15 protein-coding genes are annotated in these 16,971 nt (G+C 34.6%); 13 read left to right on the top strand and 2 right to left on the bottom strand.

The features are described 5' to 3' along the window. Positions 1-129: 129 nt before the first annotated feature. The 9 genes from BM260_RS14120 (at position 130) to rlmH (ending at position 9,574) form a co-directional block, all read left to right on the top strand. A complete protein-coding gene (locus tag BM260_RS14120; RefSeq protein ID WP_093537994.1) occupies positions 130-1,608 on the top strand; it encodes a M23 family metallopeptidase in 1,479 nt (492 codons plus the stop codon). A gap of 247 nt (positions 1,609-1,855) precedes the next feature. Further along, complete coding sequence (gene yycF / locus BM260_RS14115; RefSeq protein WP_093537993.1) at positions 1,856-2,560, top strand: response regulator YycF; 705 nt, start codon at positions 1,856-1,858, stop codon at positions 2,558-2,560. A 5-nt stretch (positions 2,561-2,565) separates the two neighbouring features. Beyond that, positions 2,566-4,389, top strand: coding sequence for a cell wall metabolism sensor histidine kinase WalK (gene walK, locus BM260_RS14110; protein WP_093537992.1), 1,824 nt, complete (start codon positions 2,566-2,568; stop codon positions 4,387-4,389). Then, positions 4,380-5,708 (top strand): YycH family regulatory protein, encoded by a 1,329-nt coding sequence (locus tag BM260_RS14105; RefSeq protein ID WP_093537991.1) that lies wholly within the window; start codon positions 4,380-4,382, stop codon positions 5,706-5,708. Before walK ends, BM260_RS14105 begins: the two co-directional genes overlap by 10 nt. Continuing rightward, the gene (locus tag BM260_RS14100) at positions 5,695-6,498 is read left to right on the top strand and encodes a two-component system regulatory protein YycI (RefSeq protein ID WP_093537990.1); all 804 of its coding nucleotides are present in this window, start codon (positions 5,695-5,697) and stop codon (positions 6,496-6,498) included. The genes BM260_RS14105 and BM260_RS14100 overlap by 14 nt, the downstream gene beginning before the upstream one ends. 12 nt (positions 6,499-6,510) lie before the next feature. Then, the gene (locus tag BM260_RS14095; RefSeq protein ID WP_093537989.1) at positions 6,511-7,299 is read left to right on the top strand and encodes an MBL fold metallo-hydrolase; all 789 of its coding nucleotides are present in this window, start codon (positions 6,511-6,513) and stop codon (positions 7,297-7,299) included. Positions 7,300-7,440: 141 nt separating this feature from the next. Beyond that, positions 7,441-8,673, top strand: coding sequence for a S1C family serine protease (locus tag BM260_RS14090; protein ID WP_093537988.1), 1,233 nt, complete (start codon positions 7,441-7,443; stop codon positions 8,671-8,673). A 109-nt stretch (positions 8,674-8,782) separates the two neighbouring features. Continuing rightward, positions 8,783-9,007 carry a CxxH/CxxC protein gene (locus BM260_RS14085; protein WP_407691717.1) on the top strand — a complete coding sequence of 75 codons (225 nt, stop codon included), beginning with the start codon at positions 8,783-8,785 and terminating at the stop codon, positions 9,005-9,007. A gap of 87 nt (positions 9,008-9,094) precedes the next feature. Continuing rightward, on the top strand, positions 9,095-9,574 hold the full coding sequence (gene rlmH / locus BM260_RS14080) for a 23S rRNA (pseudouridine(1915)-N(3))-methyltransferase RlmH (protein ID WP_093537986.1): 480 nt from the start codon (positions 9,095-9,097) through the stop codon (positions 9,572-9,574). A gap of 116 nt (positions 9,575-9,690) precedes the next feature. On the opposite strand, the gene BM260_RS14075 is transcribed toward rlmH, so the two are convergent. Further along, positions 9,691-10,236 (bottom strand): glutathione peroxidase, encoded by a 546-nt coding sequence (locus tag BM260_RS14075; protein ID WP_093537985.1) that lies wholly within the window; start codon positions 10,234-10,236, stop codon positions 9,691-9,693. Between the two features lie 476 nt (positions 10,237-10,712). Between BM260_RS14075 and BM260_RS14070 the strand changes: the two genes are divergently transcribed. Further along, on the top strand, positions 10,713-12,194 hold the full coding sequence (locus BM260_RS14070; RefSeq protein WP_175496306.1) for a methyl-accepting chemotaxis protein: 1,482 nt from the start codon (positions 10,713-10,715) through the stop codon (positions 12,192-12,194). A 249-nt stretch (positions 12,195-12,443) separates the two neighbouring features. Here the strand turns inward: BM260_RS14070 and BM260_RS14065 are convergent, their stop codons facing one another. Further along, positions 12,444-13,343 (bottom strand): EamA family transporter, encoded by a 900-nt coding sequence (locus BM260_RS14065; protein ID WP_093537983.1) that lies wholly within the window; start codon positions 13,341-13,343, stop codon positions 12,444-12,446. A 230-nt stretch (positions 13,344-13,573) separates the two neighbouring features. Between BM260_RS14065 and BM260_RS14060 the strand changes: the two genes are divergently transcribed. Genes BM260_RS14060 through BM260_RS14050 form a run of 3 tightly spaced genes read left to right on the top strand, consistent with a single transcriptional unit; the run spans position 13,574 to position 16,819 of the window. Further along, positions 13,574-14,692 (top strand): hypothetical protein, encoded by a 1,119-nt coding sequence (locus BM260_RS14060; protein WP_093537982.1) that lies wholly within the window; start codon positions 13,574-13,576, stop codon positions 14,690-14,692. Between the two features lie 12 nt (positions 14,693-14,704). Beyond that, complete coding sequence (locus BM260_RS14055) at positions 14,705-15,895, top strand: hypothetical protein (protein WP_093537981.1); 1,191 nt, start codon at positions 14,705-14,707, stop codon at positions 15,893-15,895. Between the two features lie 18 nt (positions 15,896-15,913). Next, positions 15,914-16,819 carry an ABC transporter ATP-binding protein gene (locus tag BM260_RS14050; protein WP_245762733.1) on the top strand — a complete coding sequence of 302 codons (906 nt, stop codon included), beginning with the start codon at positions 15,914-15,916 and terminating at the stop codon, positions 16,817-16,819. Positions 16,820-16,971 lie beyond the last annotated feature (152 nt).

Here is a 16,971-nt window from a genome sequence, read left to right as displayed (position 1 = left end):
TATATGGAAGTAATACTACAGTTTCTTTACAACGTCCTGTTATCCTACACATCTTCATTTCAAATATGTTAAATTAGAGTAGCGTGAAATGAAGTAAAAGTTTATATATAGTTTGGAAGGGGCTTTATCATGTTTTTGAAAAGTAAGAATGAGGAACAAAAGTTATCAAAACTGAATGTTCTATCAAACGGAAAGTCAAATATGGTGAAAAAAGCAGCCGTATCAGTTTTACTTATCTCAAGTATTTCATTTAATATGGCTTTTGCAAAAGAAAGTGAGAGCAGCACATTAAAAGAAATATACCATATATATACGAATGGTCAATATGTCGGGGCCGTTTCGGATCAAACAAAAGTACAGTCAATGCTTAACAAAAAGGTTGAAGAATCTAGCTCCCAGTTTAAGGATTTGTCTTTAACGGCTGGATCTAAGTTATCGGTAGTACCGGAACAAGTTTTTACTCCTAATACTGATGATAAAGCTACTCTTCAAAAGCTTGAGAGCTTAGTAGAAGTAGAAGCAAAAGCATTTGCATTATCGATCAATGACGAGATGGCAGTCTACGTCAAAGACTTAGATGCTTACAACGAGGCTCTAAGAAAACTAAAATTACACTTTGTTTCAGAAGCAGAATTAAATATACTGGAAGCTAGAAATAATACTAGTGACACTTTACCCGACTTAAAAGAAAACGAAACTCGTATTTCTAATTTAATAATAAAAGAAAAGGTATCAGGGGTGACAGTAGAAACAAATCCTAGTCAGATTGTTTCACCAGACGATGCCGTGAAACTTCTTTTAGAAGGAACTTTAGAAAAAGAGTTATATACAGTTGCTACAGGTGACGTATTAGGAACTATTGCTGACAAGCATAGTTTAACATCTGCTGGACTAATGGCACTTAATCCTGGGATAACAGATTCTACCGTATTACAAGTAGGTCAAGAGTTAAACGTTACAGTCTTAAAACCACTTATTAATATAGAAGTACAGTATGAGAAAAAGGCTGTAGAAACTATGTTACATACAAAAAAAGTAGAAGAAACAGAAGATATGTATAAAGGCGATACGAAGGTAAAACAAGAAGGCTCGGATGGTCAAAAAGAGGCGACATACTTAATTAGTAAAGTGAATGGGGTACAAGTTGGGCAATCTGTTATTGAAGAGACAATGCTTGTGGAGCCAAAAGATCATATCGTTTTAAAAGGAACGAAAGTAATTCCCTCACGCGGCTCGGGTGTGTTCGCTTGGCCAGCTGAAGGTGGATATATTTCTAGTAAAATGGGACATCGTTGGGGGCGCCAACATGAAGGCATTGATATTGCACGACCAAGTGGGTTTACGATAAAAGCTGCAGATAATGGAATAGTAGTTGCTGCTGGTTCGGATGGGACATATGGCAACCGTGTAATCATTGACCATCAAAACGGATACAAAACAACTTATGCTCATCTGTCTTCTATTTCTGCAAAAGTAGGTCAAGTAGTACCAACCGGCACTAAAATTGGTGTAATGGGAAGCACTGGACGTTCTACAGGAACTCATCTCCATTTCGAAGTGGAGAAAAATGGTGTGACGATTAACCCATTAACTGTATTAAATCAATAATATATAGGAGACAGTCGTAATATGGACTGTCTCTTTTTTATCCAAGTAAAATAGAGTGCAAATCCCCACTGGCGGAATTTGCACTTTATTAAATTTCCTGGGAAATAATTCGACAAAGTGAGTCGAATTATGGGGCCATGACCTGTCAGGGATGCAGGAAGTTTAAAACAATGTTAAAGTAGATATGATTATTATTAAAAAAAATTACTTAAAATAAATATAGATAATAGAAAAAGGGGAATTTAAAATGAGTAAAAAAATATTAGTTGTAGATGATGAAAAACCAATTGCAGACATACTGCAATTTAACTTGAAAAAAGAAGGGTATCAAGTAGTTTGTGCCTACAATGGTGATGAGGCATTAAAAAAGGTGGAGGAAGATCAACCTGACTTAATGTTATTGGATATTATGCTTCCTAACAAAGATGGAATGGAAGTTTGTAGAGAAATCCGAAAAAAATATGATTTCCCTATAATCATGCTAACAGCAAAAGATTCAGAGATAGATAAAGTACTTGGTTTAGAACTTGGTGCTGATGATTATGTAACAAAACCATTTAGTACAAGAGAATTAATTGCTAGAGTTAAAGCGAATATGCGCAGACACCAAACTATTCAAGAAGATGCAGAAGTAGTGACAAATGACATTGTTATTGGTCCACTAACGATACAGCCAGATGCTTATCAAGTGTTAAAAAGAGAAGAGACAATCGAGCTTACACATCGAGAATTCGAGTTATTGCATTATTTGGCGAAACATATAGGACAAGTGATGACTCGCGAACATTTACTACAAACGGTCTGGGGGTATGACTATTTTGGGGATGTGCGTACAGTGGATGTAACAATTCGACGTCTACGTGAGAAAATTGAAGATAGCCCAAGTCATCCTACCTATATCGTAACTAGAAGAGGTGTAGGATATTATTTAAGAAGTCCTGAACAGGAGTAGAAGGAATGCAAAAAGTTGGCTACTTTAAATCGATTCACGTTAAGATTGTGCTGATTTATGTATTACTTATTGTTATTGCGATGCAAATTATAGGGTTATATTTTGTTCGTGAACTAGAAATAACACTGAGAGAAAACTTTCAAGACTCTATATCCGATCGTGTTAGCTTAATAGAATATAGTGCCCGGGAAGAAATGATCAAAGTACGAAGCGAAGAAGACCAAACAAAAGAACAAAGTTTATATTCTATTTTGTCTGGTCTCAATTCAATTGATATTAAAGAAGTACGTGTTATAGATGCTAGGTATCAGATATTAGCAACCTCAGATTCAAACAACCAATCGATTGTTGGCCAACGATCAATGGATGATTTAGTTCGAAAATCCATTACGGCAGAAGCCACCTTTAATAATATATCGGTAGATAGAGAAACAACAAATAGAATTTGGAATTTAGCTACACCGATTATTTATAAGGGTGAAGTAATTGGAACATTATATGTAGAGTCTAATATTGAAAATGTTTTTGGTCAAATGAATGAAATTAATCGAATACTTGCTGGAGGTACCGCAGTAGCATTAGTCATTACAGTAATATTAGGGATACTAATTGCCCAGACTATTACACGTCCTATCTCCGATATGAGAAGACAAGCACAAGCAATGGCAAAAGGGAACTTTTCTAGAAAAGTACGAGTTTATGGTAATGATGAAATCGGACAGCTGGCAATTGCCTTTAACCATTTAACGAATAGATTACAGGAAGCTCAATCAACAACGGAAGCAGAGCGTAGAAAGCTAGCATCTGTTTTAACCAACATGACTGACGGGGTAATAGCAACGGATCGTAAAGGTAGGGTTATCCTTATAAACGATCCGGCTCTTAGACTATTACGTATACCAAGAGAAATGGCTTTAAATCGTCCAATCATATCTGTACTTGGAATAGATCCAGTCTACTCATTCGAAGATTTAATCCATTTAAAAGAAGCAATTAATTTGGATTTAAGCTCAAAAGAAAGACCTTTTATTTTACGTGCCAACTTTTCGGTCATTCAAAAAGAAACTGGTTTTGTCAACGGATTAATAGCAGTATTACATGACAATACAGAACATGAAAAAGTTGATATGGAAAGAAGAGAGTTCGTAGCAAACGTGTCTCATGAACTCCGTACACCTCTTACAACAATGAGTAGTTATTTAGAAGCTTTGGCTGATGGTGCTTGGCAAGATGAAGAAATTGCTCCATCATTTTTACAGGTAACTCAGACAGAAACACAAAGAATGATTCGACTAGTAAATGACTTACTCCAATTATCTAAAATGGATAGTAGAGATTATGATTTGAACCGAGAAATTGTTAACTTCAATCAATTTTTCAACAGAATTATTGATAGATTTGAACTTTCCAAGTCAGATCATGTAAGCTTCGTACGAATGCTTTCTGACAATGCTTATTACGTGGATATTGATACAGATAAGTTAACACAAGTAATCGATAATATTATCTCAAATGCTATTAAGTATTCTCCAGATGGAGGCAACATACGGTTTGGTGTAGTAGTTTCAGACTCTATCTTAAAAGTTATGATTTCTGATGATGGTATGGGGATTCCATCTGAAAATGTAGATCGAGTCTTTGATCGTTTCTACAGAGTGGATCGTGCGAGAGCAAGATCAATGGGTGGTACAGGCCTAGGCTTAGCAATTGCCCGGGAAATGATTGAGGCCCATGGCGGTAAAATTTGGGCAGAAAGCGATGAAGGGAAAGGAACGACTATTTTCTTCACACTAGATATTTTAACTGAAGAGGAAGGTGAGTGGGATTGAAATATATTGAGCAATTAAAATCAGTTGTTCTGGTCTTACTTATTTTCCTTAGCTTTACATTAACTTTTGCTATCTGGACATATTCTCCTGTTATTCAAACAAGCGAAGGAACCACTGTAGATATATCCATTGCTCAAAAAAAGAAAATGGAAGACGTTATTAAACCTTATCGTATGATTATAAGTCAAGAAGGTGAGTTAAAAGGGTCTTTTAACAGTAAGCCTATTGAGTTTATACTCGACAATATGAAAAATTGGGAAATTCAAACGGTCGAATTAGCTAGTAATAAACTAAATACCGATCAAATAAATGAGTTTATCAAAAAGCCTAATCGTGCAAGTTTGTTTTTTGCGGCGGATGTTCCTGTAGAGGTTTTAGGCACGACCTTAAAATTTGCAAATCCGGCTTTTCCGGATGCTTATTTTAATCGATTAATAATCGATTGGAGTGAGGAAGCTCCGGAGCATATGAACTTGTATTTTATAAGTACATCACAACAGAAGATGTATACAGCGACCGCAGAACAGGTAAATAAATCAGGATTTACGGATCGTATTTTAAAGTACACAGAAAAAATGCAAGTATATAATGAAATAATTACAGACAATAAATTATCATTATACGTTTCATCGTCACCAGAAAAAATCTTGAGTTATACCTATTCTATTAAAGAGATTGAATCAGAAAAATTCAAAGATGCTCTGTTCAATAACCCAAGCTTAGTGAGAAGTAATTCAGTTGGTACGAACGAACTGCAATTCACCGATGATAGCGCATTAATGAGAGTGAATTATAATAGTAGAAGTTTTGGCTATGTACATCCTGCTTCGGAGAATGATAATCCAGGGGTCCCAGTAGATCTCATTCAAAATAGCTTGAACTTTGTCAATGAGCATAACGGATGGACAGATGACTATCGGTATTACAGAATGAACACTGACAATAGTCAAATTAACTATCAGTTGTATTTTGCAGACTTACCGGTTTTTGGTAGAGAGATATCAACGGAAATCTCTCAGAAGTGGGGAGTTGAGCGAGTGTATCAATATTATCATCCTCTTTATACACTTGCTGCTGCTGTCCCTTTTAAAACACGGGAAGTAGAGCTAGCTTCAGGACAGTCTGTTTATGACTTTTTATCTAATGCAACTGATATTAATACGGACACTATAGATGATGTCATAATAGGATATTACTTATCTCGAGATGAGACTCAACCTCACTTCAATTTAGAACCTTCCTGGTATTACTTAGAGAGTGGAAGTTGGATTCCCATATCTCCTGAATTATTAGGAGGGATGAAATATGGACTGGAATAAAACGAAAACTATCTTTATAATTGTCTTTTCTATTTTAAACGTATTCTTACTTTCTTTATACTTAGGTCGGTATAATGAATCTCAACAAATGGACAAACCGACGGATACACCTATCTCAGAGAAACTCGCTATCGATAATATAAAAATTTTAGAGACTGATCACGCCATACAAGAGGCTTCGTATGTGTCAGGAACTGTCCATAAATTTACTCTAGAGGAAATAGAAGAATTAGAGAATCAAGAAATAGAAAACCTTAATACAGATAAACTAGTGAGTACCTTTAAAGAACCTATAAAAATAACCGATGAAAATACCATTGAAAAAATAGTACAAGAGCAAGTGATAAGAGGTTCAGCTTATGGTCTATGGAAAATAGATGAAGAAAGCAAAACAGCTATATTATTTCAGCAAGTAAATAAACGGTTGGTATACTATAATACGAATGCGAAGCTAGTAGTTCACTGGAATGATAATAATGAGCTCATTGGTTATGAACAGACTATACTTGATGACTTAGAAAATTATAATGAGTCCCAAAAATTGTTGCCTCATTTACAGGTGATAAAAATACTGTATGATAATATTCTTTTAAAACCAGACTCCATGATTAAAGATATTGAACTTGGATATTCGACGTTAGCCCAGGTAACAGAGACACAAGTTTTTGCACCAACTTGGCATATTCTTGTAGAACTAATAGATGGCACAATGGAAGAATACTTTGTAAATGCAGTAGAAGGAAGAGTAATTGAGATGCCAAAAGAGACGGAACAATCAGTAGTAGAATAAGGAGTTTTAAAGATGAAGTTTAGTGTGTTAGCAAGTGGTAGTAGTGGTAATGCTGTTTATGTAGAAAATGAGGAACATTCATTTTTAGTAGACGTAGGACTAAGTGGGAAAAAGATGGATCAGTTATTTCAAGAAATTGATCGCGATATTAAAAAGCTCTCAGGAATTTTTATCACACATGAGCATAGCGATCATATTAAAGGGTTAGGGGTCTTAGCTAGAAAGTATGGCATTCCTATTTTTGCAAATGAAAAAACATGGTCTGCTATGGATCCACTAATCGGTAACGTACCATTAGACCAAAGATTTCAATTTGATATGGAAACAGTAAAACAATTTGGCTCTATTGATATACAATCTTTTGCAGTATCTCATGATGCAGCCGACCCTATGTTTTATATTTTTCATGAAAATGATCGAAAACTTGTTTTAATCACGGATACAGGATATGTGAGCGATCGTATGAAAGGGCTTATTAAAGGAGCAGACTCCTTTGTCTTTGAGAGTAATCATGATGTTAGCATGTTGCAGATGGGTCGTTATCCTTGGTCCGTTAAACGAAGAATATTAAGTGATGTTGGACATGTCTCTAATGAGGATGCTGCAGTTGCTATGAGTGAAGTAATTGATGTGAAGAATACGAATATCTATTTATCACATTTAAGTAAAGATAATAATATGAAAGACTTAGCTCGTATGAGTGTTACGCAAACACTTCAATCCTGTGGTGTGATTGCAGGAGAGTATGTGCATCTACATGACACAGATGCCAATAAACCTACAGAGTTAGTATTTGTATAAAAATAAAAATCGAAGTTCCGAATACTATGGGTGTAGTATTTGGAACTTTTATTTATTTTTTAAGAAATTTTCATCTTATTTTAATGTGTAATGGGTACATTGTTAGTATCAGACATATTAGAAATAGAGAGGAAGAGAAAGATGGATATAAATAATCCCTATGGACCACAATTGCCAAATGAACAACCAACGATAGAACCCAAGAAAAGGAATGGAAAAAAACGAGGCATGGCTGGCTATTTCTTTAGTGGACTTGCAGGCGTACTTGTTGGTGCCTTACTCGTATGGTTCTTAATACCTTCTGTAGTAACAAACCTACCATCAGACAGTGAAACAAAGTCAAAAGATACAACACAACAAACACAACAGCTTTCAGTAGATGTTACTACAGATGTCACTGATGCTGTAGAAAAAGCTTCAAGTGCAGTTGTTGGGATAACTAATATTCAGTCCGTAACAAATTTCTGGAACCAATCAGAAGCAACTCAGGATGCGGGAACAGGCTCCGGCGTAATTTATAAGAAAGAAAATGGTAAAGCTTATGTTATTACAAATTATCATGTTATTGAAGATGCAAAATCAGTAGAAGTAACATTAGCTGATGGATCTAAAGCAGAAGCAAGTATTGTAGGAGGAGATATTTGGTCTGACTTAGCGGTGCTTGAAATTGATGATACTGGTGTAGAAGCGGTTATAGAGTTTGGTGACTCAGATATATTAAAACAAGGTGAAACAGTTATTGCTATAGGTAATCCTCTAGGACTTGATTTTTATGGCTCGGTTACAACAGGAGTGGTATCTGGTAAAGACCGTGCAATACCAGTAGATTTAAATGGCGATGGTTTAGAGGATTGGCAGTCAGAGGTTTTACAAACGGATGCTGCGATTAACCCTGGAAACAGCGGTGGTGCTCTGATTAACTTAGCAGGGCAGCTTATCGGAATAAATTCGATGAAGATTTCTGAATCCACGGTAGAAGGTATAGGTCTTGCAATACCAGTTAATACAGCCATTCCAATTATAGAAGATTTAGAGCAAAACGGAAAAGTTAATCGCCCTTCTATGGGAATAACACTTATTGATTTAACGAATGTACCGGCGGTTCACCAAAAGGAAACATTAAAATTACCGGCTGAAGTTACAACTGGTGTTGTAGTTGATGAAGTAGTGGAAGGAACTCCAGCGGCAGCAGCAGGGATGAAATCATACGATGTCATTGTAGAAATGGATGGTGAAAAAATAGAAAATACTATTGAACTCCGCAAACATCTGTACAACGAAAAAGAAACAGGAGAAGAACTAAAAGTAAAAGTCTATAGACAGGGAAAACTAGTAGAGTTAACATTACTTTTAAAGGAAACAACAGAACTATAAACATGTGGATAACTTATTAGTGTAAATAAGAGATGTACACAACGAGTAGGAAAAAAAAGCGTGGCTTTCCTACTCGTTTTTTCTTTGGTAAAATAGGTTGTGGATAACAATGAGTGATTTGTGTATAACTATTAAAAGTATTCGGACAATAAAAGGAGTGATAGAAGTGAGAATATTCAGTTGCGAAACCCATATAAACCACGCTTTAGACATGTTTGTGGCAGAACAAAAAACTTTTCCTATGTTAGAGGAATTAAAAGAAGAGGAAAAGTTATCCACAGTTTGTTCGTACTGTGAAAACTTCGCATTATATATTGTGGCTAATGAAAATTGAAACACAAGATGTAGATAACTGTTGTGGATATGTGCATAAGTGCTGTGCATAACTTGTTTGTAAACGAAATGTAAAGGTGGATAACCTGTGAATATACAAATTGTATCAGTAGGTAAATTAAAAGAAAAGTACTTAAAAATGGGAATTGAAGAATATACGAAGAGACTAGGGGCATACGCCAAAATAGATTTAGTAGAGGTGGCTGATGAAAAAGCGCCTGAAAATCTAAGTGAAGCTGATATGGAAATTGTAAAGAAAAAAGAAGGTGACCGAATTCTAGCAAAAATAGGAGCAGATACATATGTTATTGCTCTTGCAATTGAAGGGAAGATGAAAACGTCGGAGCAGTTGGCTGGCGATATAGAATCTCTCATGACATATGGAAGAAGCAAAATTGCGTTTGTTATAGGAGGATCTTTAGGATTACATGAAGATGTCATGAAACGCTCTGATGAAAAACTTTCCTTTAGTAAAATGACCTTGCCTCACCAATTGATGAAGTTGGTGTTGGTGGAGCAGATTTATCGTGCTTTTAGAATTATGAAAAATGAACCGTATCACAAATAGGCTAGGTTTAGATTAGGTATTTAATTATGTTAAAGAAAGCCCAATATGTATTGAATTTTAAAAAGTCCTTTTACAAAGGGTACCCCTTGTAAAAGGACTTTTTATATAATGCTTGATTAAAGTAAGGCTTGAATAGCATCTTGGATATCAATCATAGAAGCATCTGGCTCAAAACGAGCAACAACTTTTCCTTTACGATCTACTAGGAACTTTGTAAAGTTCCAACGAATATTATTACCAATTAAAAATTCTGGATAATACTTTTCGATATTTTCAAATAACATTTTTTGTTGAAACGTATTTTTTTCGATTTCCGGTGCATCAATTTCATGCTTTAAATAATTAAATAAAGGGTGCGTGTTGTCGCCGTTGACATTGATTTTATCAAAAACTGGATAGCTTACACCAAATTGTAGCTTACATTGTGCGGCAGTTTGCACGCCATCCTCGGGATTTTGATTGCCAAATTGGTCACAAGGAAAAGAAAGTACTGTAAAACCATCCTTTAACTGTCTTTCATATAACTTCTGTAAATCTTCGTACTGATAGGTGAATTCACATTGACTAGCAGTGTTGCAAATTAGCATCACTTTATCTTTGTAAGTTTCCATAGAAAGAATATCCCCGTTAGGCTTCTTCACTTGATAATTATAAATACTCATTTTTATTAACCCCCTTTATAGGATATTAGTATATAAGAATATTCATTAATAGTCCAAAAGTTTGTTTAAAAGGTCAAAAAAAGACAAAATTGAGGTGAACTTTTAAAAGAGAAGACTTTAATTTGGTCTTGAATCAATTAAGGAAATCCCAAAATGAATTTTTTAGAAGGAATATCTCTATTGATGAAATGCATATTACTTTGGCTAGTCGGAGGTTGAGATAACAACAGAAAATAGTGTAGTGAAAGATAATTCCTTGTGTAAATAGTTCTATTGACTATAAGGTTTAATTAACCATATAATAAAATTCATTATGGTATATATTTACTAATATAATATTTGGTTGTTATCTAATATTGAGGAAAAAATAGTACAAGGAGTAACGGGTTTGAATTTTTTGTAAGATATACAAAAATAGTAATTGAAAATAAAAATCAATTAGTAGAATGGTGATATGTATGGAGGAAAATAAACTCATGGAAAATAAACCTTTTTCATATAATCTTCAAAGGGTTCATCAGTTAAACTTAAAGATTACATGCTTCCTATTGGCGATAATTGTAATCCCACTAATCATTGATAACGGGTTTGGCGGATCGATACTGTATATTTTAACTGCTGCTGTTGTTATAGCATTTGCATGCTTAAATTATTTTTTGAAGCATTCTGATATTGTGAAGGCAGTTTTATTTGCAGCCTTACCAGGAATGGCAGTATTCACATTATTCTTATTAGATGGTTATACATTAAATAAGCATTACTTAGTTTTCATTACAATTGTAATGGCTGCAATTTATTTTGAGCGAAAGATTTTGATTACGTATGGGCTTATTGTAGAAATTTGTGTCGTGTTACTTTACGTACTAGCCCCGGATAAATTTTTAGGGGAAAATAAATCGTTCCCGAGCTTTCTTACAATATTTTTCGTATATAACGGAATTTTATATATGTTAAATAAACTAAATGCATGGGGTGGCGAATTAGTTTCCAAGTCTGGAGAGCGTGAGCAAGAGGCAAGTAAGCTACTACAAGAAACGAAAGAATTAGTAGCAAAGATTGAACAAAGTGCTCATACGTTAGGTATAGAAACGGATGATGTAAAAAACACATCGAATTCGTTAGCAACCGTCAGTGATACAATTTTAAATACGACACAACAAATTGCACAGTCTATTCAAAGTGAAGCCGACTCAATTTTTGCGATGCATAATATGATGCATGATTCGAAATCAGAGCTTTTGCAAACAGTTGATTTATCTCAAGAGGCGATGGAGCATTCACAGCAGGTAAATGAGCAGTTATCGATGAACACACAAAATGTAGATCAAGTAACGAAACAAATGGATATATTAAGTGATTCCATGAATATGACAGTGAGCACGATGAATGATTTACAAAATAGTCTACAAACGGTGAATGATTTACTTGGCAACATTAAAAATATTGCCGACCAAACGAATTTATTGGCATTAAATGCTGCGATTGAGGCGGCACGTGCTGGTGAACACGGGAAAGGCTTTGCAGTAGTAGCAGATGAGGTTCGAAAGTTGGCGGAGGAAAGTGCAGTAACGGCATCAAAAATTACGGAAGTTACTTCTAAGCTATTCACTAACTCATCAGCGGCACAAGAGCAATCTTTACAAGGTCAAACAACAGCGTTAGAAGGTCAAAAGTTACTACAAGAAATAGCAACGGTGTTTAACAATGTCAAGGAGTCAAGTGATATTTCAAATGTAAACGTGAAAAATAGTGTACTTGCGATTGAAAAAGTAAGCAATCAGTTCACTCATTTATTGGGTGAAATTGATATGCTATCAGCAGTGGCGCAACAAAATAGTGCGGCAACTGAAGAAATCGTATCTTCTATTTATGAGGAAAATAAACTATTAGAAGCAATTGGAGATGCAACAACTAAACTTCAAACGTTAAATAGAGATCTTATTGTTTTAACAAAATAGTTCAAACCGGCAGTATCGAAGAAGAATAGCTATATTACAGAGATCGATATTATATATGTTCTAGGTAAAAGAAGACTACACTAAAAGAAAAAGGTGAATAAAAAACCAGTCTGACTAAATAAAGTCAGACTGGTTTTTTTACTAGTAAGGAGAAGTTTATATCAAATTCATTAATTCGATCTGATCCATATTCCATCCGCTTGAAGACACAAAAATATCAACATATTTGAGTAAATACTCTACTTAGCATTAAGGATATTCTTTAATTCTTTGGAACAGTTTAGTACCTAGTTCATTACAAGCGATAGCTACTAGTATGATAGCGATGCCTAACCACTGCAAAGGCGTTACTACTTCTGACAAAATAAGACTCGCTGAGAGAATGGCAATAGGCAATTCAATAGACGTTAATATATTGGCGACTCCACCTGAAACTAACGGAGCACCAGCGGCGAAAAATAATGGTGGTAGCACTGCTCCGAATAACGAAACACCAACAGCAATCGACAACAAGTCACTCTCCAATGGCAGTACCGTAGGAATGTCATGCATGAATACAATGAACACTAAAATGGTTGAACCAGTCACCATTAAAGAGCTTCGCATCCATGGGTCCACATTTACAGCAACTTTACCACTGCAAAATATAAACCCTGCATAAGTGAATGCTGATAGGATTCCAAAGATTAACCCTTTATATGGTAGACCACCTATATCGCCATTTACAAAATTGGAAGCAAAAAAGACCCCTATTAAGATTAGTATGATGGACAATATAGTTATAGGTGCAGGTTTTATTTTGCTGAAAATCCATTCTAAAATAATGCCTATCCAAACAAACTGGAACATTAAAATAATAGCCAGTGACGCCGGCAAATATTCCATCGAACCATAATAAAAAATACTAGTTAAACCGATTAAGCAACCGGTAATCATTATCTGAACAATATTCTTCTTATTCAGGCCTTTGAAGCTGGCGCGTTTGATTAGAGTTAGGGACCATAATAAAAAGAAGGAAATGACCATTTGTACAATATTGATTTGCCCAAGCGAGTAGCCAAAGCTAAATCCAAGTTTAGCAAATATAGGTGTAAAGCCGAAAAAGGATGCACCTAATAATATATAAATAACACCTTTATTTAATTTCACGATATGACCTCCTTCGCGCCAATAATCATCATATCATGAAAAAAGAGATTTTCTATAAATACCTAAAATGAGGAACAAATTATAGAAAACTTACAGTCATTTTACAGATTATTTTTTCTGAAAAAGGTATTTTCTTAGTGCATAGAGAATGGTTAATATAGGAGATATGTAATAAAAATTAACTTAATATTCAAATTATTTGTTTGTTTTTGTTAAAAGGGGTGGATTATATGAGAAGTATGTTAAAAACGCTATTTATTATAGAGAAAACAAATAAGAAAAATATTTTTGCTTGTCTGATTGTGGCGCTTTGTATTATTGGGATGGTTGTTTATGCGAATTCAACAGAGTTAGGTAATCCTATTAAAGAAAAATCAAGTGAATCATTACCAGTTAAGGTAGCTATGAATAAATTTCAAATTGTAGATGCCAGTGAGTACGGAGATGGTAGTGATATATACAAAAATATCGTTAAACAATATTATACATATCCGAAACAAGGGATGGCCTTAAAAACAGAACAACCAGAATTATTTGTAGATACCGCAATAGAGCTTACAGAATTACGAAAACAAGCATTTGAAATGGAAAATTATAATCTGGTAGCTGGAAATTTGCCCTCAAAGATAGAGAATGAAATGGACTCTTCCTATTATAAATATTTAAAAAAACATAGTTTAGAATTGTCTTTTGGCTCCCTAAGTTTCTATCCATTTTTAGCGTTTTTATTTAGTGTGGTAGGCTCAGTATGGTTTGTTCTAATTTGTATTTACTCGTCTAATATTATGATAGAAGATTTCCGCCATATTTCTATTATAAAAGGTTATCCTATTGCTTTTAGTAAGTATGTGTTAGCGAAATGTATGACTTCGATGAGTATAGTAGTTATTTTCATAATTGAGCTCATCATATGTAGTTTACCTCTAATCTATTTTAAAGGATTAGGACAGGCATCCTATCCTGTAGCCGTTTTTAATGGGGACGTAATGATTTATCCTATTTATAAATACATAGCAGTTTCGATTATTTATATGATTGTTCTGGCGATTTTTGCGATTTTATTGTCTGTAATTTTAAATGTACTATTAAAAAATGTTTATTTAACTATTTTTGTACAAGTTATGCTTGTTGTTTTACCCATTTTGTTCCCGGGGCTAATCGAGCTGATACCGTTTAATCCATTTAACTATGTTAACTTTCCGAGTGTCTTAAATGGAGAGTCTTTGAATTTAGCTACGCCAGTCGCCTTAAATAGCAATGCAGGATTGCTTTATTTGTGTATTAGCATTGGATTGCTAATGGCTATTATAAAATGGGTTTTATCGACAGGTAAGCTACAGAAAATATAGGAGGTGGATAAAATGTGGGCCTATTTTAAATGGGAGTTGAGTCAATTTTTTACGAATAAGAAAAACATAGCTGTATACGTGATTTTACTATTTTTAGCTATATACTTTGTATTAAAAATTGCACCTTCATACGAACCTATTGAAAAAGTCGATGTAGCAGAGATGGAAGCACGTTACACGACGAGAGATGATTTTATCAAAAGTGTCGAAGGGAAAGACAATATACATCCTTCCGTTGCATTTGCACTGGCCATATTCCCGGGGTGGAATGAATATGATAAGGCAAGAATTGATGCAATTGGTGATAAGGATTACTTAAAATATGCAGAAGCAACAGCGGGATGGTATCTGTATTCAGACCAACTAATTGTCAACAGTGGTGACTTCTTCTACAACCCTCTCTATTACACCTATGGTAATAATTATGCTCATGCTGATGGACATTATGGTTATGGTTATACAGCTAGCAGGTTTACTGGTTACGTAGAGGGAAACTCGGAGCTGTCTATGGAGTTGTTTGAAGAAAGAACTGCTCTGCAAACTTTACAACGGATGCTAAATGATTATTTGCCAATCGTATTATTTATAAGCTGTATCTTTTTATCTGTAGATATTGTGTTGAAAGATCGTCGTAACCCTAGTTTATTAAAAGGATTTCCCATAGCTGATTGGAAAAAGCTATTGATGAAAGGAATAGTTGCTTTTATAGGAAGTGTTCTAACATTTATTCCTCTATGCGTAGGTTTTATAGTTATTGGATTACAAAATGGATTTGGTGATTTTTCACTGCCTGTGCCTATCTATTCTTACATAGAAGAAACCTTTACTAATATGCCAATGATTACATTTATATTAAAAAATGTCTTATTTATGGCTATTTGGTTCTTATTCTTTATAGTGATCAGTTTGTTCCTAAGTATAATTGTGAAAGCGGAGTTTGCTAATTTATTTGTCAGCTTTCTCCTAATTGCTGCTGAGTGGATATATTTTGAACGAGTAATGGGGGCATATTCAGATATTGAACGTTATCCAACATCATATGTACAAGTAGGACAAGTCATTTCAGGATATAGAAACTTTGTTTATGAGTCGCCTGATTTAACCTATCAATACGGGTTAACAATAGTAGGAGGTTGTACACTCTTGTTGATGATATTGACGCTGATTGTGAGTAAATTTAAAAGGTTTAAGTTAATAGCCTAGGAAAGGGTGATAGACTTGTTGGAATTAAAAAAAATAGGTGTACAGTTTGGAGACAAACAGGTATTAAAGGATATATCGATTAAATTTCAACCAGGGGAAATCATTGGTTTAGTAGCACCAAATGGCACAGGGAAATCGACATTGATGAATGTGATCATGAATTATTTACCTCCCAATCAAGGAAAGGTGATTTTAAATCATGAACTACAATATTCAAGTAAAGCAAATGAGGTGAAGATACATCAGGATGTATCTATGATGCCGGACCAAAGTGATTTATATAATCATGTTTCTGGTAAGAATCATCTGAAAATCTATCAGGAAATGTGGAATAGCGATCCGAAATTAATAGATGACACAATTGTAAAACTTGGTATGGAATCTTATGTAAAGAAAAAAACAGGCACTTATTCTTTAGGAATGCGTCAGCGTCTATGCTTTGCTATGCAAATTGTTTCCAATACACAAGTGATGCTGATGGATGAAGTGATGAATGGATTGGATCCAACGCACGTAGAGCTAATATCTCAAATACTTTTACAAAAAAAAGCAGAAGGTAAAACAATTATTATTGCCTCTCATTTATTGGAGAACCTAGAGCAATACGCAGACCGTATATTCTTTATGAAAAATGGTGAACTAAAGTTAGTAGACGATGTGTCACCTGGTTTTAGTGACAACAAGGTAACAACGGTTCGTGTATCAAATTTCTCGCAGGAGCTCCTTATAGTTTTTAAAGAGCAGTTTCCAGAACTAGCAGTGCAGACATTACCAAACGGTAAAACGCTTATTGATGTAAAGGAGCAAGACACAATAACTTTAGGTGCCATTACCCAGTATTTAATAGCACAAAGACTAACTGATTTTAGCTTTGGTAAGTTGACATTGAATGATTTATATTCGTTGGAGTACCAGCAAAGCTAATTACTTCTTGAAACAGAGCAGACTTGCGATTCCCAATGGGACCTTGCGATTTGCTCTGTTTGAGTTGCGCTTATTATGGCTATGGACAAAATTGTGGAGTATTTTGCTACGATTAGTCCCATAGTATTAGCTTAATGACAGTGCAACCATAA

The organism is Psychrobacillus psychrotolerans (assembly GCF_900115805.1).
Classification (GTDB): Bacteria; Bacillota; Bacilli; order Bacillales_A; family Planococcaceae; genus Psychrobacillus; species Psychrobacillus psychrotolerans.
The sequence above is the reverse complement of the archived record's forward strand: the minus strand, read 5'-3'. Positions and strand labels throughout refer to the sequence as shown.